Below are 23,607 nucleotides of genomic sequence, written 5' to 3' on the forward strand. Positions count from 1 at the left end.
CCCGGCCCGGCCCCGCCCGTACGCATGCCTCACCGACGCCGGAGAACAGCCGGCGCGGGAGAACACGGAGAGGGGGCCGTCAGGCCGGGGCCACTGAGGGAGGGCCCCGCCGGGTCCGGGAACAGGCGAGCAGCACCCCGAACCGGGGATGCACCGACGACAGGGTCGGCGGCCGACGGCGCGGGACGACGGGCAGGACCAGGCGATCGCGGAAGCGGAATGCCGGCACGACCAGCGCGGCCAGCCCTCGCAGGACACGCTCTCCGTAGATCACGCACAGCGCGGTCCCGAACACCGCGACCGCGTGGGCCGACGTCATGGCAGGAGAGAGGGAATGCCAACCACCGGCACCCGCCATGTCCGCCGCAGCCATGGTCGAGGCCACGTCCATCTGCATGCCGGCCATGTGATGTGACGCATGGCCCGCTTCAGGCGTCGACAGTTGATGGAATCCGAGGTGGAGAGAGAACTGCGTTGCGCCCAGAGCCAGCACCGTGACATCGAAGCGGCGCCGTCGGCTTCCGAAAAGCACCGCGCCGAGGACCGTCAGCGCGACGAAGACGATCGCCAGCGAACCTGCGCCAGGCAGCCGTCCACCGGCCGAGACATGGCTCACCGCGCCCAGAAACAGGCATGCCGAAGCGCAGAGCAGACCTCTTCCGGTCCGCCCGGCCCATCGTCCCGGTCCGCGCATGGGCACAACCTATCCAGCATGTACACGGCGGTGAGCTATGTCTGCACGGTGCATCGAACGGTCGGACGGAGACGGCGCCCCCGTGGAGGAGCCACCACTGCGACCGGGGGCGGTCGTTGAGTGGTGAGCGGACGTGTGTACTCGGCCGGGTGCGTGGCGCGTCCCGGCTGCTCTGTGGGCGGGATCATGCGGGGTGCCGGAGGGGGCCGTGGCCGGGGAGCCCGTGCGGAGTCCCCGGCCGGAGGACGGCTTTTCCGTCTCGCCGTGGGTCTAGGACCTCATGGCCTTCGCCAGCTCGGCTGCCGCGTTGCGGTACACGGGCAGCAGGTCCAAGTCGTCTCCCGGATAGTTGACGATCCTCACCTGCTCGGCACCGGAGTCGGGCAGGACCGTCCCGGTCGACATGTGTGCGTTGTCCAGGACCAGGAGCGGCTTCTTCCGCGACAGCTCGGCCAGCTGCGCCGGGGTCACGGCCTCGGGCCCGTAGGTGCCGACGGTCGTCGCACCCGCCAGCTTCGCCGCCCACGCCGTGAAGACCTGACTGACCACGTCAGGGCTCTTCCCGCCCGGCCAGGCGGCCTTCAGGTCCTTGGACAGCTTCGCGTGCTCGGTGGCGAACGTGGTCTTCCACGTCGCCGCGGCGTCCTCGGTGCCGAACAGCTTGCCCAGCCGCGCCACTTCGGCGTTCACCTTGTCGGCGTCGTTGTCGAGGTTCACCTCGACCAGCTCTGCCTTGGAGCCCGCGGCTTCCTTGATCTTCTCGGCGTACGGTTCGAAGGGCGCGTAGAGCACGAAGTCGGCCTTGGCGACAGCCGCGAGGTCGGAGGGTTTCGGGTCGTAGTCGGGTGCGTGGTGCACGGACTGGGGCACGATGACCGTGACGTCCTCGGCGCCCGCGGCCTTCGCGAAGGCGCCTTCCCAGGTGGTGGTGACGACCACGACCGGCTTCCCCTTCGTGCCGTCGGCGCCGGCCTTGGACGACGTGTCGCTGTCGGTGTCACTGCCGCAGCCCGTGATCAGCGCCGCCAGCGCTGCGCTCAGTGCGAGGAGGGAAGTGATACGGCCGCGGGTGCGCGCCATGAGCTGATTCTCCGTTCGGGTACGAGATGGACCGCGAGGACGACTGCCCCCGCGGTCAGGACGAGGACCGGCCCGGGAGGCCAGTCGAGCCAGAGGGCGATGAGGAACCCGGTCAGGTTCACGGCGATCCCGATGCCGACCGCCCAGAGAGAGATCGACTTCAGTGAACTGCCCAGGCGGCGTGCCGAGAGCGCGGGCAGCAGGGTCAGGGCGTCGACGAGCAGGGCGCCGGTGAGCTTGATCGCGCCGGCGACCGACACCGCGACCAGGACCAGCAGCACCAGAGTGAGCATGCGGACCGGGACACCCGAGCACTGGGCGAGTTCCCGGTCGTACAGCAGCAGGGCCACATCACGGCGCCGCCACCAGAAGAGCCCGGGTACGGCGAGCGCGAGTCCGCCGAGGACGATCAGGTCCGTCGTGCCCACGGACAGGATCGACCCCCACAGCAGCGCGAACGCGCCGGAGGCGTTGACGCCGGAGACGGCGAGGACCAGCAGCGCGGCCGCGATGGCCAGGCTCATGAGCAGGCCCATCGCTCCCGACAGGCCGTCCGGTGTCCGGGCGAGCGGTGCGACGCCGGCCCCGGCCAGGGCGCACGCCACCAGCGCGCACAGCATCGGGTCGATGCCGGTCAGAAGGCCGAGCGCGATGCCGAGCAGTGCGACGTGCATCATCGCGAAGCGCACCGGCATGATGTCGAGTCCGACGATGACCACGCCGATGACCGGTAGCCCGACAGCGGCAAGCAGCAGTGCGAGCCCTGCCCGCTGCACGGGGACCAGTTCGAGGAGCGCGCCGACGTCGGCCGTGGCGAGGGTCACCGGACCTCCCGAAGGCGTCCGGCGGCCATCTCCAGTACCCGATCGCAGCGTTCGGCCAGTGCCCGGTCGTGGGTGACGACGACCAGAGTCACCGGGAGTGCGGTGAGGACCTCCGCCGCTTCCTCCTGGCCGGAGAAGTCCAGGGCGGCGGTGGGCTCGTCGGCGAGCAGCACCTGGGCCCCGGCGGCCACGCAGCCGATCGCACGGGCGAGATACATACGCTGCAACTGGCCGCCGGAGAGCGTGTGCAGGGGCCGCGTCGTCAGCGGTCCGACACCGAGCCGGTCCGCCGCTTCGGCGGCATCCGCCGCCGCACCACTACTGGCCAGCAACTCGTCACCCAGGAGCGGGAACCGGCCTGCGGCCGGCTTCTGCGGGACCCAGGCGCAGGCTCGCCGCCGCCAGGCCCATTCCGCAGGTGAACGGGCGTCCCGGCCGCCGACGAGGATCCGGCCCACGACCTGGCGGTGCAGGCCCAGTACGGCGCGGAGCAGGGTCGACTTCCCGGAACCGTTGGTCCCGGTCAACGCGACGCGCTCTCCCGCGGCGATCTCCAGATCCACGTCCGACACCGCCTCGACCCGGCCGTGGCGGCAGGCGACCTCCCGCATGCGCACATCCAGCCCGCCCATCACATGCCTTTCCCTCGGTCCGCAGCCGCATCGGTGTGGCGGAGCCGCAGCCACGCCCACGCGGCAGTAGTCGGATGAGGAGTTCGTGAGGTTCCCGCGGCGCGGAGGCTTCTTGCGGTACCGGCCCCGATCAGGTCGTGCCCCGGGCCCGCGTGACCGACCTCGAGCGCCCATGGTGCGCGCGTTCTCCACGCCCCGGAGAGCGGGACGTGGACCCGCAGCCGCCGCGCAGCCGGACACGACCCCGGCCGGACGGCTGGCCGGACGGACGGGCGGACTGCCTGCCGGGCGCCGCGTGCGGCGTGCCGGCGGCCGGTGATGGCGCTACGACCGGCCGCAGCCTGATGGGTCGTGTGGGCGGGCCGATACGAAGCCGCCGGTGTCCCTTCGAGGGACACCGGCGAGGGAGGATCTCAGGGCGGGCCGAAACTCCCGTTGAGTGCGTTCCCGGAGGCGGCGGCGTTGCCCTGCCTCTCCTGGCGGTTCACGCAGGCCGGGCGTCCCGCACCGAGGTGTGCGTTGCTACGAGAGGCCGCTCTCGTGACGGGTCGTCCGCGGGCTGCCGTCCGGGGCTGTGTACGGCAGGAGCTCGGGTCGCTTCGCCGGGCGGCCGTCGCCCGAGGAACGTCCGGTGAGTCGCCGCCCGATCCACGGCACCAGATGTTCCCGCGCGAAGCGGACGTCGGCGGTGCGCCGGGTCGTCCAGCCCGGGCGCGCCTGCGGGGGCAGCGGCGAGCGCCAGTCGTCCTCCGAAGCGAGGCCGAGGGCCTGCCATACGGCCTCGGCCACCCTGCGGTGCCCCTCCGCGGTGAGATGGAGCCGGTCGACGTCCCACAGGCGCTGGTCGCCGAGAACCTCGGTTCCGTACAGGTCCACCACGAGCGCGCCGTGCCGCGCCGCCAGGGAGTCGATGTGGTCGAACAGCTCCTCCATGCGGGGCCGGAAGCGCTGCATCACGGGACCCTGGCGGCCGGGGCTGCGCATCAGCACCAGCTGCCGGCACGCCGGAGCCAGCCGTTCCACGGCCTCCTCCAGGAGGTCTCGCACCCGGCCCATGTCGCACTTCGGGCGCAGGGTGTCGTTGAGCCCGCCGACCAGCGTCACGACATCCGCCCGCATCGCGGTGGCGGGTCCCACCTGCTCCTCGACGATCTGGCCGATGAGCTTGCCGCGGACGGCGAGGTTCGCGTACCGGAAGCCCGGGGTGCGGGCCGCGAGCCGCGCGGCGAGGAGGTCGGCCCAGCCCCGGTACGAGCCGTCGGGCAGCAGGTCCGACATGCCCTCGGTGAACGAGTCACCGACCGCGACAAAGCTGGTGTATGAGGCATTTATCTCCATGGCGGAGCGATCCTACCGCGCGGTAGGTGCCCTTCTGCCCCGGGCCCTGGTCCGGCGACCCAGGGGGCGCCCCTGGGCCCGACGGCCCAGGGGGGCACCCCCTGGGCCCGGTGCCCTCAGCGGGCCTGGCCCGGCGGCCCGACCAGTTCCCGCAGCACGTCCTCCATCGTGACCAGGCCGGCCAGCGTGCCGTCCTCGTCCAGGACCGCCGCGAGGTGGGTGCGGCTGCGTCGCATCGCGGTCAGGACGTCGTCCAGCGGGGTCACCGCACGCACCCGGGCGATCGGCCGCATCGCCGTCACCGGGAAGGGCATGTCGCGCGGAGCCTCGTCCAGGGCGTCCTTCACATGGAGATAGCCCAGGATCTTGCGCGTGCTGTCGACCACCGGGAAACGGGAGAATCCGGACTCGGCCGAGAGCCGCTCCAGTTCCTCGGGCGTGGTGCCGACCTGCGCGTACACCACCCGCTCCACCGGCATCACCACATCGGCGACCGGGCGGCGCCCCAGTTCCAGGGCGTCGTGAAGTCGCTCGGCCGCCCGGTCGTCGAGCAGCCCGGCGGCTCCGGAGTCCCTGACCATCCGGGCCAGTTCGTCGTCCGAGAAGGTCGCGGCGACCTCGTCCTTGGTCTCCACCCGCAGCAGCTTCAGCAGGCCGTTCGCGAAGGCGTTGATCGTGAAGATGACCGGGCGCAGCGTCCGGGCCAGTGCCACCAGCGGCGGACCGAGCAGCAGGGCCGTCCGCGTCGGTTCGGCCAGTGCGATGTTCTTCGGCACCATCTCGCCCAGCAGCATGTGCAGGTACGTGGCGACGCCGAGGGCGATCACGAACGAGATCGGGTGGATCAGGCCGTGGGGCACTCCGGCGGCGTTGAAGACCGGCTCCAGCAGATGCGCGATGGCCGGTTCCGCGACCACACCGAGCACCAGCGTGCACAGCGTGATGCCGAGCTGGGCCGCGGCGAGCAGCGCCGAGACGTGTTCCAGGCCCCAGATGACGCTGCGGGCGCGCCGGTCCCCGGCCTCCGCCTGCGGTTCGATCTGGCTGCGCCGTACGGAGATCAGGGCGAACTCCGCTCCGACGAAGAAGGCGTTGACGACCAGCGTCAGAAAGCCGACGAGGAGCTGAATCGTGGTCATCGCGAGAACCTCCCACTGCGCGAGCCGGCGGACCCGCCGCTCCCGTCGGGCCCACGCGTGTCGGACCTGTCGCTCCCGTCCGACTCCGCCGACTCCAGCGGGACGTGGATCAGTACGCGTGCCGCCCGCCGCCCGGAGGCGTCCACGACGTCCAGCCGCCAGCCGGACAGTTCGATGCTGTCGCCGACGGCCGGGATACGGCCGATCTCCGTGGCGATCAGCCCGGCGAGGGTCTCGTACGGTCCTTCCGCGACCCGCAGCCCGATGGCCTCCAGCTGGTCCGTGCGGGCCGCACCGTCGGCCGACCACAGGTCCCGCCCGTCCGCGTCCTCTCCGGCCCTGGCGAGGTCCGGGGTCTCATGCGGATCGTGCTCGTCGCGGACCTCGCCGACGACCTCCTCGACGATGTCCTCCAGTGTCACGACGCCGGCGGTGCCCCCGTACTCGTCGATGACGACGGCCATGGTCCGTTTCTCGGACAGCCGGTCCAGCAGCCGGTCGACCGTGAGGGTCTCGGGTACCAGCAGGGGATCGCGGAGCAGCGCGGTCACCGGGCGGCGCGACCGTTCCTCCGCCGGTACGGCCAGGACGTCCTTGATGTGTGCGATCCCGACGACGGTGTCCAGGCCGCCCCGGTAGACGGGGAAGCGTGACAGTCCGGTGGCGCGCGTGGCGTTGGCCACGTCCTCCGCGGTCGCCTGCAGATCGAGGGCGGTGACCTGGACACGGGGGGTCATCACGTTCTCCGCCGTCAGCTCGGCGAGCCTGAGGGTGCGGACGAACAGTTCGGCGGTGTCGGCCTCCAGCGCCCCCTCCTTCGCGGAGTGCCGGGCCAGCGCGACGAGCTCCTGCGGGCTGCGCGCGGAAGCCAGCTCCTCGGTCGGCTCCAGGCCGAGCCGGCGCAGTATGCGGTTGGCCGTGTTGTTGAGATGACCGATCAGGGGACGGAAGGCCGCCGAGAAGACGCGCTGAGGGGTGGCGACGACCTTGGAGACGGCGAGCGGGGACGAGATCGCCCAGTTCTTGGGGACGAGCTCACCCACCACCATCAGGACGATCGTCGACAGGCCGGTACCGATGACGAGGGCCGCCGACGAAGCGACGGACGGTGAGGCGCCGAGCGCCTCGATCGGCCCGCTGAGCAGCTTGGCGATCGACGGCTCGGCGAGCATGCCGACGACGAGATTGGTGACGGTGATGCCGAGCTGAGCGCCGGAGAGCTGGAAGGTGAGTCCGCGGACGGCCTTGAGCGCGCTTGCCGCGCCGCGCTCGCCCCGTTCGACCGCGCGTTCGAGGTCGGAGCGCTCGACCGTCGTGAGGGAGAACTCCGCCGCGACGAATCCTCCGCAGGCGAGGGCGAGGAGCACTGCCACGAGAAGCAGGAGCACTTCGGTCATCGGTTCACCTCCGTCCCATGATCGGCCAGGGGGAGGAGGATCGCGCGATGTCTGCAACTGGGAGGCTCGCCCATGGGCGGACGCTCACACCTTTCGTTCTCTGTGGATGGAGCATCCATGGTAAAGCACGGGTAAAGCGCACCCGGGCCATGGGGCGCTGAGCGCCTCTCCGGCTCCCGTGAGAGGTCCCGTGAGAGCTCCTGTGAAAGGCCGACGCGAGAGGCCGGTGCGAGAGGCCGGTGCGAGATGCCAGTGCGAGAGACTGCCGCGAGAGGTCGATCCGAGAGGTCGCGTTCCGGTCAGTCCGTGAGCGGCTTCACCCAGCGGCTCCACTGCGGCTCGGGCGCGTAGCCGGCCGCCCGCCAGGCAGGGTGGGCCTGCTCGTTCCGGTCGAGCACCATCGCGTCGCCCCGCCGCCCGCCGAGTCGTACGAAACGGTCCTCTGCCGCCGCCAGGAGCGCCCCGCCGATGCCGCGCCGCCGGTGGTCGGGGTGTACCGCGAGCCGGTAGAGGTGACAGCGCCAGCCGTCGAACCCCGCGATCACCGTGCCCGCCAGGTCGCCGTTCCGCTCGGCGAGGATCAGTGCCTGCGGGTCGCGGGCGACCAGCCGCTCGACGCCCTCCCGGTCGTCACTGATGCTCGTGCCCTCCGCGGCGAGCTTCCAGAAGGCGAGTACGGCATCGAGATCGGTCGGCAGCGCGGCCCGGATCCGTAGATCATCCATGGCCGCCATCCCATCACCCACCGGGCCGCGCCGTCGAGGCGTTTCCGGCGCGCGGCCCCGGCATCACGTGCCGCGCAGCTCCTCGATCACTCGGCCGAAGGCCTCCATGGACGGGTCGAGCACCGTGAGGTACGAGAAGCCGTACCGCTCACGCCGCGCGCGCAGCTGGTCGGCGATCTGCCTCACGGTGCCGACCGCGAGCAGCGGCAGATCCAGAGCCTGCTCCTCGCTGAGATACGGGACCCGCGGAAGCGGCTCCCTGACCGCGGCCCGGCGGTCGTCGGTTGAGGACGAACGTGCCCACCCTCGGCCGCTCCGTCGCATCCGCGGCGGCGATCATCGCGGGGAACGGCGCCACCATAACCAGGTGGTCGGGCACCAGGATGACGTCGTAGCCGAGCTCCTCGGCGCGCCGGCACCGCTTGCGCCACTCCTCGCCCTCCGCGGGCGTCGTCATGCTGACCCCGAACCGGAACTGCCGCATCAACCACCCCTTTCCGAGCCGGATGTGCCTATCGGGACCGTGCGTTGCCGGACCGTGCGCTGCCGGTTCAAGCACTGCCGGATGGGGCGTTGCCATGGGTGACGCCGAGAACTCGACGGCCCGGCCCACTCCGTTGCCTCTCTCCCCTTGCCGACGCTAGCGCAACGGCGCTAGCATCGCGGTGTGGCCAAGACACAGTTGAACGTGCGTGTGGACGAAAGTACCGCCGAGGCGGCGCGCCGGCGGGCGCAGCAGCGCGGGGTGAGTGTGAACCGCTACATCGAGGAGCTCGTCAAGCAGGACGCGGGCGAGGTGGGTCGCACCTTCGTCGAGGCGGCGGCCGACTTCATGAAGCAATACGAGTCGGTGTTCGCCGAGGAGTTCGGCACGACCGGGACCGCCGGTTCCGAGTCGACGACAGGGTCCGGGGTCCGGTCCGCCAAGCACAACGAGCCCGTGAAGCGCGGCGAGCGTTGAACCTTTCGATCGACCTCGCCTGGCTCCTCATGGTCGCCGAGCACAAGATGCCCGGCGATCCGCAGGTCACCGACTGGGGCGCGCTCATCGCCGCCGTCAGCCGCCATGACGCGGAGATCTTCGGGACCGCCGTGTACGACGATCCGTTCACGCGCGCGGCGGCCCTGATGCAAGTCCTCCTGCACGTACCGGCGCTGGAGCACTCGAACGCGATGTTCGCCACGGCCGTCGCGTACGGCTATCTCGTCGCGAGCGGACTGAGGGTGTCCACCTCACCGGAGCGGGTCCGCGACCTGGCCCGGCTGGTGAAGGAGGGCAAGACCGGGGTCCTGGGCATCGCCCGTGAACTGCGGCAGTGGATTCAGTGAGTGTCCTCGTGCGGTCGGCGCGCCACGCCCAGCACACAGCAGGACGTGGGCAGTCGGGGACCCTTGTCCGGCACCCGCAGCCTCCGGTACGTACCCAGTTCGAACCCGGCCGCCTCGATCGCCGCCAGCGGGTCGCGGGACGTGTGACAGCCCCCGAAGAGCCGTGGCCACACCGTACGGTCCAGGCCCCGCTGCACGGTGGCCATCGCCCCGCCCGGTGCCACACCGTGCTCGAAGAACCGCAGCTCGCCTCCGGGGCGCAGCACCCGCCGCATCTCGGACAGTGCACGCGATAGGTCACGTACGCTGCACAGCACGAGTGACGCCACCGCCCCGTCGAAGGCCTCGCTCTTCACCGGCAGGGCCTCCGCCGCACCCGGGACCACATCGACCGGGACGTCCGCGTGCAGCGCGGCGGTCACCGCCAACTTCCTGAGCGTGCGCTCCGGTTCCAGCGCGACCACCTCGGACACCGCCGCCGGGTAGTGGGCGAAGTTCAGCCCGTTGCCCGCACCGATCTCGATGACCCGTCCGGACAGCCCGGCCAGCAGCTCCTCGCGGTATGCGGCGATACCGCCCCTGAGGTCGGCCGACACACTGAACCGGGCGTAGAAGCGCGCGAAGACCGGATGGTGCACGGCGTCCCGGGGCACTCTGGCACTGCGCGACGGCATGGGGGGCCTCCTCCGGCTGGGCGACGTACGGCGTGCGGCGAGCGGCGTACGACCTGTGGCGTGTGACGTTGCGACCGGCCACCGCCCGCCGCGCGTCGTCCGCCACCGTCCGAACCCGGGCGAACGCACGGATACGGAGATTCTCCCCCCGGACGCCCCGGCTCAGTCAGCCCCGTTCATCCGGCCCCGCATCCGCCAGGCGACCGACCGTCCATCCACCGGGCGACGGGCCGTTCATCCGACAACGACAGCAAAACAACGACAGCGACAGCGACCGCTCCGTCAGTCGCCGACGAAACAGAACTCGTTGCCCTCCGGGTCCCGCAGCACCTGGAACCGGCCGTGGGCGTCGGTGACCACGGCTCCCACCAGGGTGGCGCCGAGACCTACGGCCTCGGCCGCGGCCGCATCGACACCACCCGCGTCCACGTCCAGGTGCAGCCGGTTCTTCACCGTCTTCCCCTCGGGCACGCGCTGGAAGGCGACGCGGACGAAACCGGGCGGATCGACGTAGGCCCAGTCCGCGCTCCGCTCGACCGCCTCGCCGCCGAGCAGCGCGGACCAGAACCGGGCGAGTGCCGCCGGCTCCGCGCAGTCGAAAACGATCTCCTGAACCTGTGCTCGCATGGCGCTCAGCGTACGGCCGCGGCGAAGGCGTCCACGTCCCACACACCGCCCAGCGCAGGAGCCAGCCAGCGCGCGGCCGTGGCGCGGAACGCCTCGGGCGGCAGTGACCCGGAACCCTCGGGCACGGCCCCGAGCAGTGCGGTTCCCGCCGAGTCCGGGAGGTCGGCCACATTGCAGCGTGCCGCGAGGTCCGGCACCTCGGGCCAGCTGCCCACGACGACGCCCAGTGGTTCCAGCGAGCGGGCGCGCAGGGCCTCGGTGGTGAGTGCCGTCGCGTTGAGCGTGCCGAGTCCGGCGTGGGCCACGACCAGCACCGGCGCGCCGAGCAGCCGGGCCGCGTCGGCGAGCGTGCCGCCCCGGTCGTCGAACCGTACGAGCAGTCCGCCCGCGCCCTCGACCAGCACCAGATCGTGCTCGGTTGCCAGTTTCGCCGCGGCGTCGGCGACGTCGCGCGGGCCGATCGGGGCCATTGCGGCCCGCCGTGCGGCCGTCGCGGGGGCGAGCGGCTCGGGGAACCGGGCGAGTTCGACCCCCGTCACGCCGGAACCCGCGAGCCGTGCGGCTTCCTGGGCGTCACCGGACTCGCCGTGCGCGAGCCCGGTCTGCGCGGGCTTCAGCACCGCCACGGTCCGTCCCTGTGCGGCGGCGGCAGCGGCGAGGGCCGCGGTGACCACGGTCTTCCCGATCTCGGTCCCGGTGCCGCTGACGACGATGACGCCCATGTTGCTCCCTTGCTGCTGCACCCTGCTCATGCCGGAGGTCCGGGGACGAGGCCCCGGGTCAACCCGCCGCCGCGGCCGCGCACACCGCTCGTGCGATGCGCGAGAGATCCTCGTTGCCGGTCACGTACGGCGGCATCGTGTAGATCAGATCGCGGAACGGACGCAGCCACACGCCCTCGCGCACGGCCGCCTCCGTCGCCGCCGCCATGTCCACCTGGTGGTCGAGCTGGACGACGCCGATCCCGCCCAGGACGCGGACGTCCAGGACCCCCTCGAGCGCCGCGGCGCCCGCCAGTCCCTCGCGGAGTCCGGCCTCCAGACGCTTGACCTCCTGCTCCCAGTCCTGGCCCAGCAGCAGGTCGATCGACGCGCACGCGACCGCCGCCGCCAGCGGATTGGCCATGAAGGTCGGACCGTGGGCCAGCACGGGGACGTCGCCCTGTGAGATCCCGTCCGCCACCCTGCCCGTGCACAGCGTTGCCGCCATGGTCAGATATCCGCCGGTCAGCGCCTTGCCGAGACACATCACATCGGGCGAGACGCCCGCGTGTTCCGCCGCGAAGAGCCTGCCCGTGCGCCCGAACCCGGTCGCGATCTCGTCGAAGACGAGCAGCACATCGTGCTCGTCGCAGGCCTCCCGCAGCACCCGCAGCCAGTCGGGGGAGTGGAACCGCATCCCTCCGGCCCCCTGCACCACGGGCTCCACGATCACCGCGGCCAGTTCGTCCGCGTGGCGCCCGATCTGCTCACGCAGATGCTCCGCGTACGCGGCGTCGCAAGGCCGTTCGTACCCGGCCGGCGGAGCGTCCGCGAAGATCTGACGCGGCAGGACGCCCGACCACAGGTCGTGCATCCCGCCCTCGGGGTCGCACACCGACATCGGCTGCCAGGTGTCCCCGTGGTACCCGCCGCGCCACGTCAGCAGCCGCTGCTTGCCCGGCCGGCCCACGGAACGCCAGTACTGCAGGCACATCTTCACCGCGACCTCGACGGACACCGAGCCCGAGTCGCAGAGGAAGACGTGCCGGAGCGGTTCCGGGGTGATCTCCACGAGCCGTGTCGCGAGCCGGACGGCGGGCTCGTGGGTGAGGCCGCCGAACATCACATGGCTCATGCGGTCCAGCTGCCCGCACGCGGCCTCGTTGAGCACGGGGTGGTTGTAGCCGTGGATCGCCGACCACCACGAGGACATGCCGTCCACCAACTCGGAGCGCCCGTGTGCCGGTTCGGCGAGCCGGAGCCGTACGCCGGACGCGGACTCCACGACCAGCGGGTCCGTGCGGCCCGGCATCGGGCCGTACGGGTGCCAGACATGGGCCCGGTCCAGGGCGACGAGCTCGCGCGCGGCGGAGCTACGCATTGGGCGCGAGGTCCGTTCCGGCGCCGCGGCGCCGCACGGCCACCAGGTCGGGGCGCGCGGCGGAGACGCTCTCGGTCTCCGGAGCGGTCTCCACAGCAGTGCTGGTCCCGGTGCTGGTCCCCGTGCTGGTGCTGGTCCCCGTGCCGGTGCCGGTTTCGGTCCCGGTGTCGCCGCAGGGCGCGCAGCCACCGCCGCCGCCCGAACCGCAGCCGCCCGCGACGGCGTCCGCACGGTGCTCGGGCAGCGTCGTCGTGTCCGTGCCCTCCACTTCGAAGCCCGCGTCCGCGATCATGTCGAGGTCCGCCTTGCCCGCCTGGCCCTCGCTCGTCAGATAGTCACCGAGGAAGATCGAGTTGGCGAGGTGCAGCGCCAGCGGCTGCAGCGTCCGCAGATGAACCTCACGTCCACCCGCGAGCCGTACCTCCACGTCCGGGCAGACGAACCGGACCATGGCGAGGATCCGCAGCGCCCGCTGCGGCGTCAGATTCCACTCCTTGGCGAGCGGCGTGCCCTCGAACGGGATCAGGAAGTTCACCGGCACCGAGTCCGGGTCCAGCTCGCGCAGCGCGAACACCACGTCGACCAGGTCCTCGTCGCTCTCGCCCATGCCCGCGATCAGACCCGAACAGGCCGACAGACCGGCGGCGTGCGCCTTCTGGACGGTGTCTACACGGTCCGCGTACGTGTGGGTGGTCGTGATGTCCCCGTACGTCCCCTCGGACGTGTTGAGGTTGTGGTTGTACGCGTCGGCGCCCGCGTCCCGCAGCCGCTCCGCCTGGCCGTCGGAGAGCAGGCCGAGACAGGCGCACACCTCGACGCCCTCGTTCTCCTCCTTGATGGCCTCGATGGTCTGCGAGACCCGGTCGACGTCACGGTCCGTCGGCCCGCGGCCGCTGGCGACCAGACAGACCCGCTTGGCGCCGCCCGCGACCCCCGCGGCCGCCGCCTTCGACGCCTCGTCCGGCTTCAGCCAGGTGTACTTGAGGATCTCCGCCTTGGAACCGAGCCGCTGGGAACAGTACGAACAGTCCTCGGGACACAGACCCGACTTGAGGTTGACCAGATAGTTCAGCTTCACCCGCCGCCCGAACCACTGACGGCGCACCTTTCCGGCCGCGGCCACCACTTCGAGCAGATCGTCGTCGGAGGTCGCCAGTACGGCGAGCGCTTCTTCGCGGGTCGGCAGCTCACGCCGCAGGCCCTTGTCCACCAGCGTGTTCAGGAGGTCCATGGCGCAGATCCTCGCCTACCGGACACCCCGCGGCCAAGGAGGAACTCGACAACACCCGCCGATTGAGGTGTGTGTATGGCCACACTCTGACCTCTACCGTCCCCGGCTAGGGTCTGTGCGCTGCCTACAAAAGGACCGGAACATGCCCCAGGTGCCTCAGGATCCTTTCGACTGGACCGACGACGCGGCGCGCCACCGCGCGGACGCCGGACTCGTCCGTACACTCCGGCCGCGTCCCGCCACCTCCGCGCTGCTCGATCTGGCGAGCAACGACTACCTCGGCCTGACCCGGCGGCCGGAGATCACCCAGGCGGCGGCCGAGGCCGCACGGCGGTGGGGCGCCGGCGCGACCGGCTCCCGGCTCGTCACCGGCAGCACCGAACTGCACGCGGAACTGGAACGTGAGCTGGCCGAGTTCTGCGGATTCGAAGCGGCGCTCGTGTTCTCCTCGGGCTACGCGGCGAACCTCGCGGCGCTGACGGCGCTCGGCGCGCACGGGTCGCTGATCGTGTCGGACGCCGGCAACCACGCCTCGATCGTCGACGGCTGCCGGCTGTCCCGCGCCGAGACCGCCGTCGTGGCGCACGTCGATCCGGAGGCCGTACGCAAGACCCTGGACGCCCACCCGGGGCGGCGCGCCCTGGTCGTGTCCGACTCGGTCTTCTCGGTCGACGGCGACGCCGCCCCGCTGCGCGAGTTCGCCGAGGTGTGCCGTTCGCACGGCGCGGCCCTGGTCGTCGACGACGCACACGGTTTCGGCGTCCTGGGCGACGGAGGAAGGGGAGCCCTGGACGCGGCGGGCCTCGCGGGCGCCACGGGCGTCGTCGCCACGCTCACCCTGTCCAAGTCCCTGGGCAGCCAGGGCGGAGCGGTGCTCGGTCCGGCACGGGTCATCGACCATCTCGTCAACGCCGCGCGTACGTTCATCTTCGACACCGGCCTCGCGCCGGCCGCGGTGGGCGCGGCCCTCGCTAGCCTGCGGCTGCTGCGCCGCGAGCCCGGTCTCGCGGACCGGGCCCGGGGCGTGGCCACCACGCTGTACGAACGGCTGGCCGGCGCCGGGCTGACCGCCGTACGCCCGGACGCGGCCGTCGTGTCCGTCCAGGCGCCGTCACCGGAGTCGGCCGTGCGCTGGGCGGCGGACTGCCGGGAGGCGGGACTGGCCGTCGGATGCTTCCGGCCGCCGTCGGTTCCGGACGGGATCTCGCGGATCAGGCTCACCGCGCGCGCCGATCTCACCGATCGGCAGATCGGGACGGCGGTCTCCACGATCCTGGCGACGGCGCCCGCCGGCTGACCCGTCCCCCGGATCAGCCGCCCGCGCCCTCGCGCAGCCCGCGCACGAAGCCGGTCCAGGCAGCGGGCGAGAACACGAGGACGCACAGGTGGGTGTTCTTCGAGTCGCGCACGGCCAAGGCGCCGTCGGCGCACCGTGCGGTCTCCACGCAGTTGTTCATTCCGACACTGCGGCTGCTGCGCTGCCATCCAGTGCGCAGCCGAGGGCGAACACGTGCGTCGTGAGCAGACATTGGGGGGTGCCTTCCCTACGCGCTGTCGCCGATTCCGGCGATGAGATCCAACGAGTCCTGGAGCGAGAGCGCATGCGCCTGCATGGTGCGGAAAGCGGCGCCGTACGCGTCGAGGTCTTCCTTCCGTTCGAGGTAGAGACTACTCGTCAAGTGGTCAAGGACAACCACGTCCAGATCAGAAGTGTTCGGGAATGAGAAGATAACGAAAGGTCCGGTCAGTCCCACATAGCCACCGGTCGAGAAGGGGAGCACCTGCAGGCGCACATGCGGGAGTTGGGCCATCTCCACCACCCGGCGCAACTGCCCGCGCATCACCCGGCGGCCGCCCACCTGCCGCCGCAGCACCGCCTCGTCCAGCACCGCGCTGAAGCTCAGCGGCCGCTCCGCACGGAGCACCTGCTGACGGGCGATGCGCACCTCCACCAGCGAGTCCACCGTGGCCGTCGGCGCTCCTTCGAGCGCGGAACGGGTCACCGCCCGTGCGTAGTCGGCGGTCTGCAGCAGTCCGGGCACCACCGACGTCTCCAGCGTCCGCGCCGTACTCGCCTGGGACTCCAGGCTGATGAAGTCGCGGTACTGGGGAGGGATCACCCCGCGGTAGGCGTGCCACCAGCCCGTGCCCCCGCCGTCCGCCGTGCCCGCCAGCGTCCCCAGCAGCTCCCGCAGCCGCGGATCGGCCACCCCGTAAGCGTCGAGCAACCGGGCCACATCGGCGGGTTTCACCCCGCTCGCACCGGTCTCGATACGGCTCACCTTCGACTGGTGCCAACCCGCCAGGCGTGCCGCCTCCCGGCTGGTGAGGCCCGCGTCCAGCCGCAGGCCGCGCAGTTCCTCACCGAGCTTGCGCCGGCGCACCGCGGGACCGTGCCGCATTCCGTCCCCTCCTCCGTTCCTCCTTCGGTCCCCGAGTGACCGGCGTACGGCCGGCGCGTGACCGGCCGGCGCAGCGCAAGTGTGCGCCCAAATACGTTCTCGCGTCGCAGAGTTCACCGCTTTGAGCGACAGATATATGCATATCAAGGTGGATCGGCACCAACAGGGGCGGCACAGTGGCACTCTGACGGCTAGCGCACACTCTGGCGCACAGCGCAGTCCGAGGCTGTTCAGGCACCGCATCCGCTGCGTGCCGCGCTCCCGCAGCCCCGGTGGGAAAGGGACAGCTCGCCATGGCCGACCATCAGGAAGCCTCCATCACCCTGCCGAGCGATCCCGCCTCGGTCCCCGCCGCGCGGAGATACGTCTCCGAGGTCCTCGTCGAGTGGGGGCTGCCGAGGGAGGACGACGCGGCCGACACGGTCCGTCTCATCGTCTCCGAACTGGCCACCAACGCCGTTCAGCACACCTTCGGACAGTCACCCACCTTCACGGTCGACGTCCGTCTGGAGCGCGACGAACAGCTGTGCGTCGGTGTGACCGACAGCCATCCGCGCTGGCCGCAGCGGCTGCCCGCGGCGGTGCAGCAGGACAACGGCCGCGGCATGGTGATCATCCGCTGGCTCGCCGCCGAGTGCGGGGGCCGGCTGCACGTCAGCCCCACCCCGGAGGGTGGCAAGACCGTCTGGATCGCCATGCCGTGGAGCCCCGCGCCGGCCGTCGTCCGCACCGAGCATGGGGTGGTCCCGTCAGGCGGGCTCCCCGGCGACCCCGCTCCGCAGGGGCACCGGCTGTGAGCCCTCCACGGCATCCCGCCGTCTCGTACGCGTACGGACGCCCGCGGACGCGTACCGGCCGCGCCGTGGAGGGCCGTGACCGCTCCTCTCGTCCGTCGGGGCCCCGAACGATGCCGGGGCCCCGGACACCTCAGCGCACGCGCCCGTAGCGCACGCTCTTGGACCAGATCTTGCTCAGCTTCACCACGGAACCGGTCTTCGGCGAGTGCCAGATCCTGCCGCCTCCCGCGTAGATGCCGACGTGGTACACGTATCCGCGGGCCTGGAAGAAGACCAGGTCACCGCGCTGCCGTTGGGAAGCGCGGATATGACGGGTCCGGTTGTACTGCTGCTGGGCCGTGCGCGGCAGCTTCTTGCCGGCCTTCTTGTACGCGTAGAGCGTCAGTCCCGAGCAGTCGAAGCGGTGCGGTCCCGTGGCCCCGTAGCGGTACGGAGAGCCCTTCTTCGACGCGGCCACGTTGAGTGCCTTCGTCGCGTGTGCCGCGGTGGCATGGGCCTCGGGCGCGCCGCCCGGCAGGACCAGCGAGCCGCCGACTGCCGCGATCGTGAGTGCCGAGACGGCACCCGTCCGGGACAACAGGGACGGGAGATGTGTCTGCGCAGTCATGCGCAACCCTTCGTCAGCCGCCTGTGAAGGATGACCTGTCGGGTTCGGACCGGCGAAGACGCCCGGCCGCGTACGCGGCTTCACCCCAAGGACCGGCCATGATGTGCGGCCGGCCCGTACTGCTCGGGTCCTCCACTCCTGCCGAAGCCCTCATGTCGACCAGGCATCCGGTGCGGCGGCAGGACTCGGCGTCCGCCCGGACCGCCCCGCCGCGGTGGCGGGGGCTTGTCGTCCCAGGGATCTTGACCCACGAACTGCCGGATTTCCTCTTAGAAACGGCGTTTTGTGAGGCTCCTCACCAATAACCTATTCGAGTGGACAGAGCCGTTTGGCGGACAGGGCGTCGCCCGGTGACGAGCGCTGTACCAGCGGCGGAACGGGCCGTTGCGCCAGTCGGCTCAGCCCACGGCGCAACTTGCCCGGTGCCTGTCGCGAAGCCGCGACTGGTCCGGATGGGCGACACCCACTCGTACGCCTCCGGCGTGCCGCGAGGTGTGCGGTGGCCGTCGGGCGCCGGACCGTCAACTCGGCGACTCCGGAGGTACGGTGATTCTCGACGCCCTGCGCTCCCCGTCCAACACCCGCAGCGCACGGGCCAATGTCGGTGCGTGCAGCTCGCTCTCACCGCGCATGTGCATGACCGTCAGCGCGTCCCGGAGCGCCGTGGCCCGTACGACGAGCGCCTGGGCGGCACGAAGCGCGCCGTAGGTGTGCGTGCCGCGCGCCGGGTTGATCCTTCCGAGCTGATCGACGACTTCGAGATAGCTGTCGATGAACTCACTTTCGGCACGCGTCAGTGCGGGGAGCGGCGGCAGTTCGGGCAGCACGGCCGGTTCACCGGCCGTGGAGGGAAGTCATGGAAGTCTTCCGGTTCTTGACGATGTGATCGATCAGCCCGTATTCCACGGCGCCCGTGGCGTCGAAGACCTTGTCACGCTCGATGTCCTCGGCGATGCGCTCGGCGCTCCGACCGGTGTGGCGTACGAGCACGGCGGCCATCAGCTCCCGCATCCGCAGCAACTCCCGAGCCTGGAGATCGAGATCGGTCGGCTGCCCTTGCACCGGCTCCGCCAGGGAAGGCTGCTGGACGACGACCCGGGCACCGGGCAGGGCCATCCGCTTGCCCGGGGTGCCTGCCGCCAGCAGGACCGCGGCCGTCGAGGCGGCCCGGCCCAGACACGTCGTGGCGATGTCGCAGGTCACCACCTGCATCGTGTCGTAGATGGCGGTCATCGCGCTGAGGGAACCGCCGGGGGAGTTGATGTAGAGCGCGATGTCCTGGTCCGGGGCGGCGTACTCCAGGTACAGGAGCTGCGCGATGACGTCGTTGGCCGAGGTGTCGTCGACCGGTGCGCCGAGGAACACGATCCGCTCGGCGAGGAGCTTCGCGTACGGATCGAGGGTGCGGAGCCCCGCGCTGGTGCGCTCCGTGAACTCCGGCAGGACATGGCGGGCGGACGGGTGGTTCATGGCGTACCACTCCTCATGCGGCCGCGACGGTGCGGCGGCGTCTGTGGGCAGCGTCTGACGGCGGCGCTTCTGTAAAAAATGTACAGGACGTACAGGCCGTTATGATGGGGAGCATGGCCTATGAGATTCCGGTGACGCAAGCACGGGCAGAGCTCGCCGAGCTGATCAACCGTGTCGTGTACGGCGGCGAGCGCGTGGTCGTCACCCGCCACGGAAAGCCGCTCGTGGCCCTTGTCTCGGCCGCTGACCTGGAGCGACTGGAGGCCGCGGAGCACCCGGCCGAAGAGGCCGTGCTCCCCTCGGTCTCGACGCTGCGCACCTCCGCGCCGTCCGCGCCGTCCGCTCCGGGCGAACGCGGCCGCTTCGGCATCGCGGCGGAGCATCGTCCTCCGGGCACGGGCGGCCGGGGCGTCTGAGCGGTACGGCAGGACCGGCGGGAGGGCGGCGTGACCGATCGTCGGCAGGCCCGGGACGGCCTGCGCGCCCTGATGTCCACGCGGGTGCCAAAGATCAGTTAACGCGCCGGAAAAACTTCCGCCCTAACGTTCAAGCCTTGGCAGTGGAACGTCTGTAGAACGTCAACAGATCGTTGACGTCAACCAGCGTCCGCTGCATCCGGATCCGTCCGGGCGGGACGATCGTGAGGTGGAATCGTGCAACTGACGCCGCATGAGCAGGAACGGCTGCTCATCCATGTTGCCGCCGATGTCGCGGAGAGGCGCAGAGCCCGCGGGGTGAAGCTCAACCACCCCGAGGCCGTCGCGCTCATCACCACGCACATCCTGGAGGGTGCCCGCGACGGGCGCACCGTCGCCGAACTCATGGTCTCCGGGCGGAAAGTGCTCACCCGCGACGACGTCATGGCGGGCATCCCCGAGATGATCCACGACGTCCAGGTCGAGGCGACCTTCCCCGACGGCACCAAGCTCGTCACCGTCCACGAACCGATCGTCTGACGGGGGAGCGGCGCCCATGATTCCCGGAGAGATCCTGTACGCGGACGAGCCGGTCCGGCTGAACGAGGGCCGCGAGACCACCCGGCTGACCGTACTCAACACCGCCGACCGGCCCGTCCAGGTCGGCTCCCACTACCACTTCGCCGAGGCCAACCCCGGACTGGACCTGGACCGTGCCGCGGCGCGCGGGTTGCGGCTGAACATCGCGGCCGGCACCGCCGTCCGGTTCGAGCCCGGCATCCCGGTCGACGTCGAACTCGTACCGATCGGTGGCCTCCGTGTCGTCGCGGGCCTGCGCGGGGAGACCGGAGGCGCGCTCGATGGCTGAGCTCAGCCGTGCCGTGTACGCGGACCTGTTCGGGCCCACCACGGGTGACCGGATCCGGCTCGCCGACACCGAACTGCTCGTCGAGATCAAGGAGGACCGCTCGGGCGGGCCCGGTCGCGCGGGCGACGAGGCGGTGTTCGGCGGCGGCAAGGTGATCCGCGAGTCGATGGGCCAGTCGCGCACGACGCGAGCGGAGGGCGCCCCCGACACCGTCGTCACCGGCGCGGTGATCATCGACCACTGGGGTGTCGTCAAGGCCGACATCGGCATACGTGACGGGCGCATCACCGGCATCGGGAAGGCCGGCAACCCGGACACGATGGACGGCGTCCACCCGGACCTGGTCATCGGTCCGGAGACCGAGGTGATCGCGGGCAACGGCAAGATCGTCACCGCCGGGGCGATCGACGCCCACGTCCACTTCATCTCGCCGACCATCGTCGACCAGGCGCTGACCTCCGGCATCACCACGCTCGTCGGCGGCGGCACCGGACCCGCCGAGGGCACGAAGGCGACCACGATCACTCCCGGCCCCTGGCACCTCGCCCGGATGTTCGAGGCGCTCGAAGCGTTCCCCGTCAACATCGGGCTGCTCGGCAAGGGCAACACGACGTCCCGCGAGGCCATGTACTCACAGCTGCGCGGCGGCGCGCTCGGCTTCAAGATCCACGAGGACTGGGGCGCGACGCCGGCCGTCATCGACGCCTGCCTCGGCGTGTGCGAGGAGACCGGCGCGCAGCTCGCCGTGCACACGGACACGCTCAACGAGGCAGGGTTCGTCGGCGACACCCTCGCCGCGATCGCGGGTCGCACCATCCACGCGTACCACACGGAGGGCGCGGGCGGCGGGCACGCACCGGATATCATCACCGTGGTCTCGGAGCCGCACGTCCTGCCCAGTTCCACGAATCCGACCCGGCCGCACACCATCAACACCATCGAGGAACACCTCGACATGCTGATGGTCTGCCACCACCTCAATCCGGCCGTGCCCGAGGACCTCGCCTTCGCCGAGTCGAGGATCCGGCCGTCCACGATCGCGGCCGAGGACGTGCTGCACGACATCGGCGCCATCTCGATCATCTCGTCCGACTCCCAGGCGATGGGGCGCGTGGGCGAGGTCGTCCTGCGGACCTGGCAGACCGCGCACGTCATGAAGCTGCGCAGGGGCGCCCTCCCCGGCGACGGCCGCGCGGACAATCTGCGGGTTCGTCGCTATGTCGCCAAATACACGATCAACCCCGCCGTCGCCCAGGGCCTCGACCACGAGATCGGCTCGGTCGAACCGGGCAAGCTCGCCGATCTGGTGCTGTGGGAACCGGCGTTCTTCGGCGTCAAGCCGCAATTGGTCATCAAGGGAGGCCAGATCGCGTACGCACAGATGGGCGACGCCAACGCCTCCATCCCCACACCGCAACCGGTGCTCCCGCGGCGGATGTTCGGCGCGCTCGGCAGGGCCCCGGCCGCGGGCTCGTTCAACTTCGTCGCCGGGGCGGCGATCGAGGACGGTCTGCCCGAACGCCTCGGGCTCGGGAAGCGATTCGTCCCGATCCGCAGCACCAGAGGCGTCACCAAGGCCGACATGCGGGAGAACGACGCCCTGCCGCGCGTCGAGGTCGACGCCGACACCTTCACCGTGACCATCGACGGCGAAGCGGTCGAGCCGGCACCGGCGGAGGAACTGCCCATGGCCCAGCGGTACTTCCTGTTCTGACCATGAGCGACGTCATGGATGCACGCGCGCCCGCCCCCGGTGGTGTCCCCGCCCACGGCCCGGCGGCGGTCACCGCCCCGGCTCCGGACACCGGGGCCGACGAGACCTCTGAGCCGGGGCGGGCGGCAGCGGGGTCGCGCCGGGCGGAGGAGGCCGGACCACGATCCGGTGCCCCGGCGCGAGCCGCGCTGCTCGTGCTCGCCGACGGACGCTTCCCCGCCGGCGGGCACGCGCACTCCGGCGGCGCCGAGGCGGCGGTCAAGTCCGGGCGGATCCGGGACGCCCACGGGCTGGAGCAGTTCTGCCGGGGAAGGCTCCACACCACGGGACTGACCGCGGCGGCGATCGCCGCAGCCGCCGCGCTCGGGCTCGATCCGCTCGAACTGGACGTGGCCGCCGACGCCCGCACCCCCTCGCCCGCCCTGCGCGCCTCGGGGCGGAAACTCGGCAGACAGCTCATGCGGGCCGCCCGGGCCACCTGGCCGTCGCCCGGACTCGACGCGCTGTCCCGGGCGTTCCCCAAGGGGGCGCACCAGCCCGTCGTGCTGGGGCTCCTCGCGCGCGCCGCCGGCCTCGGGCCCGAGGACGCCGCGCACTGTGCCGCGTACGAGACGATCGGCGGACCGGCCACCGCCGCGGTGCGACTGCTGAGCCTGGACCCCTTCGAGGCCACTGCCGTCCTCGCCCGGCTCGCCCCCGACACGGACGACGTCGCCTGCCGCGCCGTGGCCGCGGCACACCGGGCGGCCGAGCTGGGCACGGACGCCCTGCCCGCCGCCTCCGCCCCGCTGCTCGACATCACCGCGGAACAGCACGCCGCCTGGCCCGTACGACTCTTCGCCTCTTAGCACCACCCCAAGGAGCCGCAGCATGCACCTCGACCCCACGCACGGGCACCCGGGCCCGGCCGCCGTCAGCGCCGACGCGGTCCGCCCCGACGGAACCCGCCGTGCTCTGCGCATCGGCCTCGGCGGCCCCGTCGGCTCGGGGAAGACAGCGACGGTCGCCGCACTCTGCCGGGAACTGCGCGACCAGCTGTCCATCGCCGTCGTCACCAACGACATCTACACCCGCGAGGACGCCGAGTTCCTGCTGCGCCACGCCGTGCTGCCGCCCGAGCGCATCCAGGCCGTCGAGACCGGTGCCTGCCCGCACACCGCGATCCGCGACGACATCTCCGCGAACCTCGAAGCCGTCGAGGACCTGGAGGACACCGTCGGACCACTCGACCTGATCCTCGTCGAGTCCGGCGGCGACAACCTCACCGCCACCTTCTCCAAGGGCCTCGTCGACGCGCAGATCTTCGTCATCGACGTGGCCGGCGGCGACGACATCCCGCGCAAGGGCGGCCCGGGCGTCACCACGGCGGACCTCCTCGTCGTCAACAAGACCGACCTCGCCCCGTACGTGGGCTCCGATCTGCAGCGCATGGCCCGCGACGCCAAGGAGCAGCGCGGCGAGCTCCCGGTGGCCTTCACCTCGCTCACCGGCGAGGACGGCGTCCGGCCGGTCGCCGACTGGGTACGCACCCGGCTTGGCGCCTGGTCCGCCGCGTGAGCGG

The 23,607-nt window shown here is 71.4% G+C and carries 28 protein-coding genes, 1 pseudogene and 1 riboswitch; of the genes and pseudogenes, 10 read left to right on the forward strand and 19 right to left on the reverse strand.

Annotated features, from left to right (window positions below; all coding sequences use genetic code 11):
* Nucleotides 1-79 precede the first annotated feature (79 nt).
* The 9 genes and pseudogenes from ACIQMR_RS18570 to ACIQMR_RS18610 all read right to left on the reverse strand — a co-directional run bounded on the left by ACIQMR_RS18570 (nucleotide 80) and on the right by ACIQMR_RS18610 (nucleotide 8,316).
* Nucleotides 80-694, reverse strand: coding sequence for a hypothetical protein (locus ACIQMR_RS18570; protein WP_401387961.1), 615 nt, complete (start codon nucleotides 692-694; stop codon nucleotides 80-82).
* Nucleotides 695-964: 270 nt separating this feature from the next.
* Nucleotides 965-1,774 carry a metal ABC transporter solute-binding protein, Zn/Mn family gene (locus ACIQMR_RS18575; RefSeq protein ID WP_401387964.1) on the reverse strand — a complete coding sequence of 270 codons (810 nt, stop codon included), beginning with the start codon at nucleotides 1,772-1,774 and terminating at the stop codon, nucleotides 965-967.
* Nucleotides 1,732-2,598, reverse strand: coding sequence for a metal ABC transporter permease (locus tag ACIQMR_RS18580; RefSeq protein WP_401387967.1), 867 nt, complete (start codon nucleotides 2,596-2,598; stop codon nucleotides 1,732-1,734). Before ACIQMR_RS18580 ends, ACIQMR_RS18575 begins: the two co-directional genes overlap by 43 nt.
* Nucleotides 2,595-3,230 (reverse strand): ATP-binding cassette domain-containing protein, encoded by a 636-nt coding sequence (locus ACIQMR_RS18585; protein WP_401387970.1) that lies wholly within the window; start codon nucleotides 3,228-3,230, stop codon nucleotides 2,595-2,597. The genes ACIQMR_RS18580 and ACIQMR_RS18585 overlap by 4 nt, the downstream gene beginning before the upstream one ends.
* 522 nt (nucleotides 3,231-3,752) lie before the next feature.
* The gene (locus ACIQMR_RS18590; protein WP_401387974.1) at nucleotides 3,753-4,568 is read right to left on the reverse strand and encodes an SGNH/GDSL hydrolase family protein; all 816 of its coding nucleotides are present in this window, start codon (nucleotides 4,566-4,568) and stop codon (nucleotides 3,753-3,755) included.
* A gap of 116 nt (nucleotides 4,569-4,684) precedes the next feature.
* A complete protein-coding gene (locus ACIQMR_RS18595; protein WP_401387977.1) occupies nucleotides 4,685-5,707 on the reverse strand; it encodes a hemolysin family protein in 1,023 nt (340 codons plus the stop codon).
* The gene (locus ACIQMR_RS18600; protein WP_401387979.1) at nucleotides 5,704-7,104 is read right to left on the reverse strand and encodes a hemolysin family protein; all 1,401 of its coding nucleotides are present in this window, start codon (nucleotides 7,102-7,104) and stop codon (nucleotides 5,704-5,706) included. Before ACIQMR_RS18600 ends, ACIQMR_RS18595 begins: the two co-directional genes overlap by 4 nt.
* 299 nt (nucleotides 7,105-7,403) lie before the next feature.
* Entirely contained in the window at nucleotides 7,404-7,829 is a 426-nt protein-coding gene (locus ACIQMR_RS18605; protein ID WP_401387982.1) for a GNAT family N-acetyltransferase, read from the reverse strand.
* 63 nt (nucleotides 7,830-7,892) lie between these two features.
* A pseudogene (locus tag ACIQMR_RS18610) lies at nucleotides 7,893-8,316 on the reverse strand (LLM class flavin-dependent oxidoreductase).
* Between the two features lie 180 nt (nucleotides 8,317-8,496).
* Here ACIQMR_RS18610 and ACIQMR_RS18615 point away from each other — a divergent pair.
* Complete coding sequence (locus ACIQMR_RS18615; RefSeq protein WP_401387985.1) at nucleotides 8,497-8,790, forward strand: toxin-antitoxin system HicB family antitoxin; 294 nt, start codon at nucleotides 8,497-8,499, stop codon at nucleotides 8,788-8,790.
* Nucleotides 8,787-9,158, forward strand: a complete 372-nt coding sequence (locus ACIQMR_RS18620) for a fic family toxin-antitoxin system, toxin component (RefSeq protein ID WP_401387988.1) — start codon at nucleotides 8,787-8,789, stop codon at nucleotides 9,156-9,158. Before ACIQMR_RS18615 ends, ACIQMR_RS18620 begins: the two co-directional genes overlap by 4 nt.
* On the opposite strand, the gene ACIQMR_RS18625 is transcribed toward ACIQMR_RS18620, so the two are convergent.
* The 5 genes from ACIQMR_RS18625 to bioB form a co-directional block, all read right to left on the reverse strand.
* The gene (locus tag ACIQMR_RS18625) at nucleotides 9,152-9,832 is read right to left on the reverse strand and encodes a class I SAM-dependent methyltransferase (protein ID WP_401387991.1); all 681 of its coding nucleotides are present in this window, start codon (nucleotides 9,830-9,832) and stop codon (nucleotides 9,152-9,154) included. The genes ACIQMR_RS18620 and ACIQMR_RS18625 overlap by 7 nt on opposite strands.
* 282 nt (nucleotides 9,833-10,114) lie before the next feature.
* Nucleotides 10,115-10,459, reverse strand: a complete 345-nt coding sequence (locus ACIQMR_RS18630) for a VOC family protein (protein ID WP_401387994.1) — start codon at nucleotides 10,457-10,459, stop codon at nucleotides 10,115-10,117.
* A gap of 5 nt (nucleotides 10,460-10,464) precedes the next feature.
* Nucleotides 10,465-11,181 carry a dethiobiotin synthase gene (bioD, locus tag ACIQMR_RS18635; RefSeq protein ID WP_401388863.1) on the reverse strand — a complete coding sequence of 239 codons (717 nt, stop codon included), beginning with the start codon at nucleotides 11,179-11,181 and terminating at the stop codon, nucleotides 10,465-10,467.
* A gap of 58 nt (nucleotides 11,182-11,239) precedes the next feature.
* The gene (locus ACIQMR_RS18640) at nucleotides 11,240-12,541 is read right to left on the reverse strand and encodes an adenosylmethionine--8-amino-7-oxononanoate transaminase (RefSeq protein WP_401387997.1); all 1,302 of its coding nucleotides are present in this window, start codon (nucleotides 12,539-12,541) and stop codon (nucleotides 11,240-11,242) included.
* A complete protein-coding gene (gene bioB, locus ACIQMR_RS18645; protein WP_401388000.1) occupies nucleotides 12,534-13,772 on the reverse strand; it encodes a biotin synthase BioB in 1,239 nt (412 codons plus the stop codon). Before bioB ends, ACIQMR_RS18640 begins: the two co-directional genes overlap by 8 nt.
* 151 nt (nucleotides 13,773-13,923) lie before the next feature.
* Here bioB and ACIQMR_RS18650 point away from each other — a divergent pair, with 151 nt between their 5' ends.
* Nucleotides 13,924-15,069, forward strand: coding sequence for an 8-amino-7-oxononanoate synthase (locus ACIQMR_RS18650; RefSeq protein ID WP_401388866.1), 1,146 nt, complete (start codon nucleotides 13,924-13,926; stop codon nucleotides 15,067-15,069).
* A gap of 13 nt (nucleotides 15,070-15,082) precedes the next feature.
* On the opposite strand, the gene ACIQMR_RS18655 is transcribed toward ACIQMR_RS18650, so the two are convergent.
* A complete protein-coding gene (locus tag ACIQMR_RS18655) occupies nucleotides 15,083-15,217 on the reverse strand; it encodes a DUF397 domain-containing protein (protein ID WP_401388003.1) in 135 nt (44 codons plus the stop codon).
* A gap of 99 nt (nucleotides 15,218-15,316) precedes the next feature.
* Nucleotides 15,317-16,174 (reverse strand): helix-turn-helix domain-containing protein, encoded by an 858-nt coding sequence (locus ACIQMR_RS18660; RefSeq protein WP_401388006.1) that lies wholly within the window; start codon nucleotides 16,172-16,174, stop codon nucleotides 15,317-15,319.
* Nucleotides 16,175-16,467: 293 nt separating this feature from the next.
* Between ACIQMR_RS18660 and ACIQMR_RS18665 the strand changes: the two genes are divergently transcribed.
* On the forward strand, nucleotides 16,468-16,971 hold the full coding sequence (locus tag ACIQMR_RS18665; protein WP_401388009.1) for an ATP-binding protein: 504 nt from the start codon (nucleotides 16,468-16,470) through the stop codon (nucleotides 16,969-16,971).
* A gap of 130 nt (nucleotides 16,972-17,101) precedes the next feature.
* Here ACIQMR_RS18665 and ACIQMR_RS18670 read toward each other — a convergent pair whose 3' ends face one another.
* The 3 genes from ACIQMR_RS18670 to ACIQMR_RS18680 all read right to left on the reverse strand — a co-directional run bounded on the left by ACIQMR_RS18670 (nucleotide 17,102) and on the right by ACIQMR_RS18680 (nucleotide 19,048).
* Nucleotides 17,102-17,578: a C40 family peptidase gene (locus tag ACIQMR_RS18670; protein ID WP_401388012.1), complete on the reverse strand. Its 477-nt coding sequence runs from the start codon at nucleotides 17,576-17,578 to the stop codon at nucleotides 17,102-17,104.
* 3 nt (nucleotides 17,579-17,581) lie between these two features.
* Nucleotides 17,582-17,737, reverse strand: a riboswitch (cyclic di-AMP (ydaO/yuaA leader).
* Nucleotides 17,738-18,099: 362 nt separating this feature from the next.
* Nucleotides 18,100-18,405: a hypothetical protein gene (locus ACIQMR_RS18675; protein WP_358664004.1), complete on the reverse strand. Its 306-nt coding sequence runs from the start codon at nucleotides 18,403-18,405 to the stop codon at nucleotides 18,100-18,102.
* A gap of 7 nt (nucleotides 18,406-18,412) precedes the next feature.
* Complete coding sequence (locus ACIQMR_RS18680) at nucleotides 18,413-19,048, reverse strand: ATP-dependent Clp protease proteolytic subunit (protein ID WP_401388015.1); 636 nt, start codon at nucleotides 19,046-19,048, stop codon at nucleotides 18,413-18,415.
* Nucleotides 19,049-19,161: 113 nt separating this feature from the next.
* Between ACIQMR_RS18680 and ACIQMR_RS18685 the strand changes: the two genes are divergently transcribed.
* From ACIQMR_RS18685 to ureG, 6 genes are all read left to right on the forward strand, one after another.
* Nucleotides 19,162-19,464, forward strand: coding sequence for a type II toxin-antitoxin system Phd/YefM family antitoxin (locus tag ACIQMR_RS18685; protein WP_401388018.1), 303 nt, complete (start codon nucleotides 19,162-19,164; stop codon nucleotides 19,462-19,464).
* 237 nt (nucleotides 19,465-19,701) lie between these two features.
* The gene (locus tag ACIQMR_RS18690; RefSeq protein WP_401388021.1) at nucleotides 19,702-20,004 is read left to right on the forward strand and encodes an urease subunit gamma; all 303 of its coding nucleotides are present in this window, start codon (nucleotides 19,702-19,704) and stop codon (nucleotides 20,002-20,004) included.
* A 16-nt stretch (nucleotides 20,005-20,020) separates the two neighbouring features.
* Nucleotides 20,021-20,332 carry an urease subunit beta gene (locus ACIQMR_RS18695; protein ID WP_266376194.1) on the forward strand — a complete coding sequence of 104 codons (312 nt, stop codon included), beginning with the start codon at nucleotides 20,021-20,023 and terminating at the stop codon, nucleotides 20,330-20,332.
* Nucleotides 20,325-22,046 (forward strand): urease subunit alpha, encoded by a 1,722-nt coding sequence (locus ACIQMR_RS18700; RefSeq protein ID WP_401388025.1) that lies wholly within the window; start codon nucleotides 20,325-20,327, stop codon nucleotides 22,044-22,046. Before ACIQMR_RS18695 ends, ACIQMR_RS18700 begins: the two co-directional genes overlap by 8 nt.
* A 14-nt stretch (nucleotides 22,047-22,060) precedes the next feature.
* Nucleotides 22,061-22,894 carry an urease accessory protein UreF gene (locus ACIQMR_RS18705; protein WP_401388028.1) on the forward strand — a complete coding sequence of 278 codons (834 nt, stop codon included), beginning with the start codon at nucleotides 22,061-22,063 and terminating at the stop codon, nucleotides 22,892-22,894.
* Nucleotides 22,895-22,916: 22 nt separating this feature from the next.
* On the forward strand, nucleotides 22,917-23,603 hold the full coding sequence (gene ureG / locus ACIQMR_RS18710; protein WP_401388031.1) for an urease accessory protein UreG: 687 nt from the start codon (nucleotides 22,917-22,919) through the stop codon (nucleotides 23,601-23,603).
* Nucleotides 23,604-23,607 lie beyond the last annotated feature (4 nt).

It is taken from the genome of Streptomyces sp. NPDC091376, assembly GCF_044757085.1.
Classification (GTDB): domain Bacteria; phylum Actinomycetota; class Actinomycetes; order Streptomycetales; family Streptomycetaceae; genus Streptomyces; species Streptomyces pratisoli.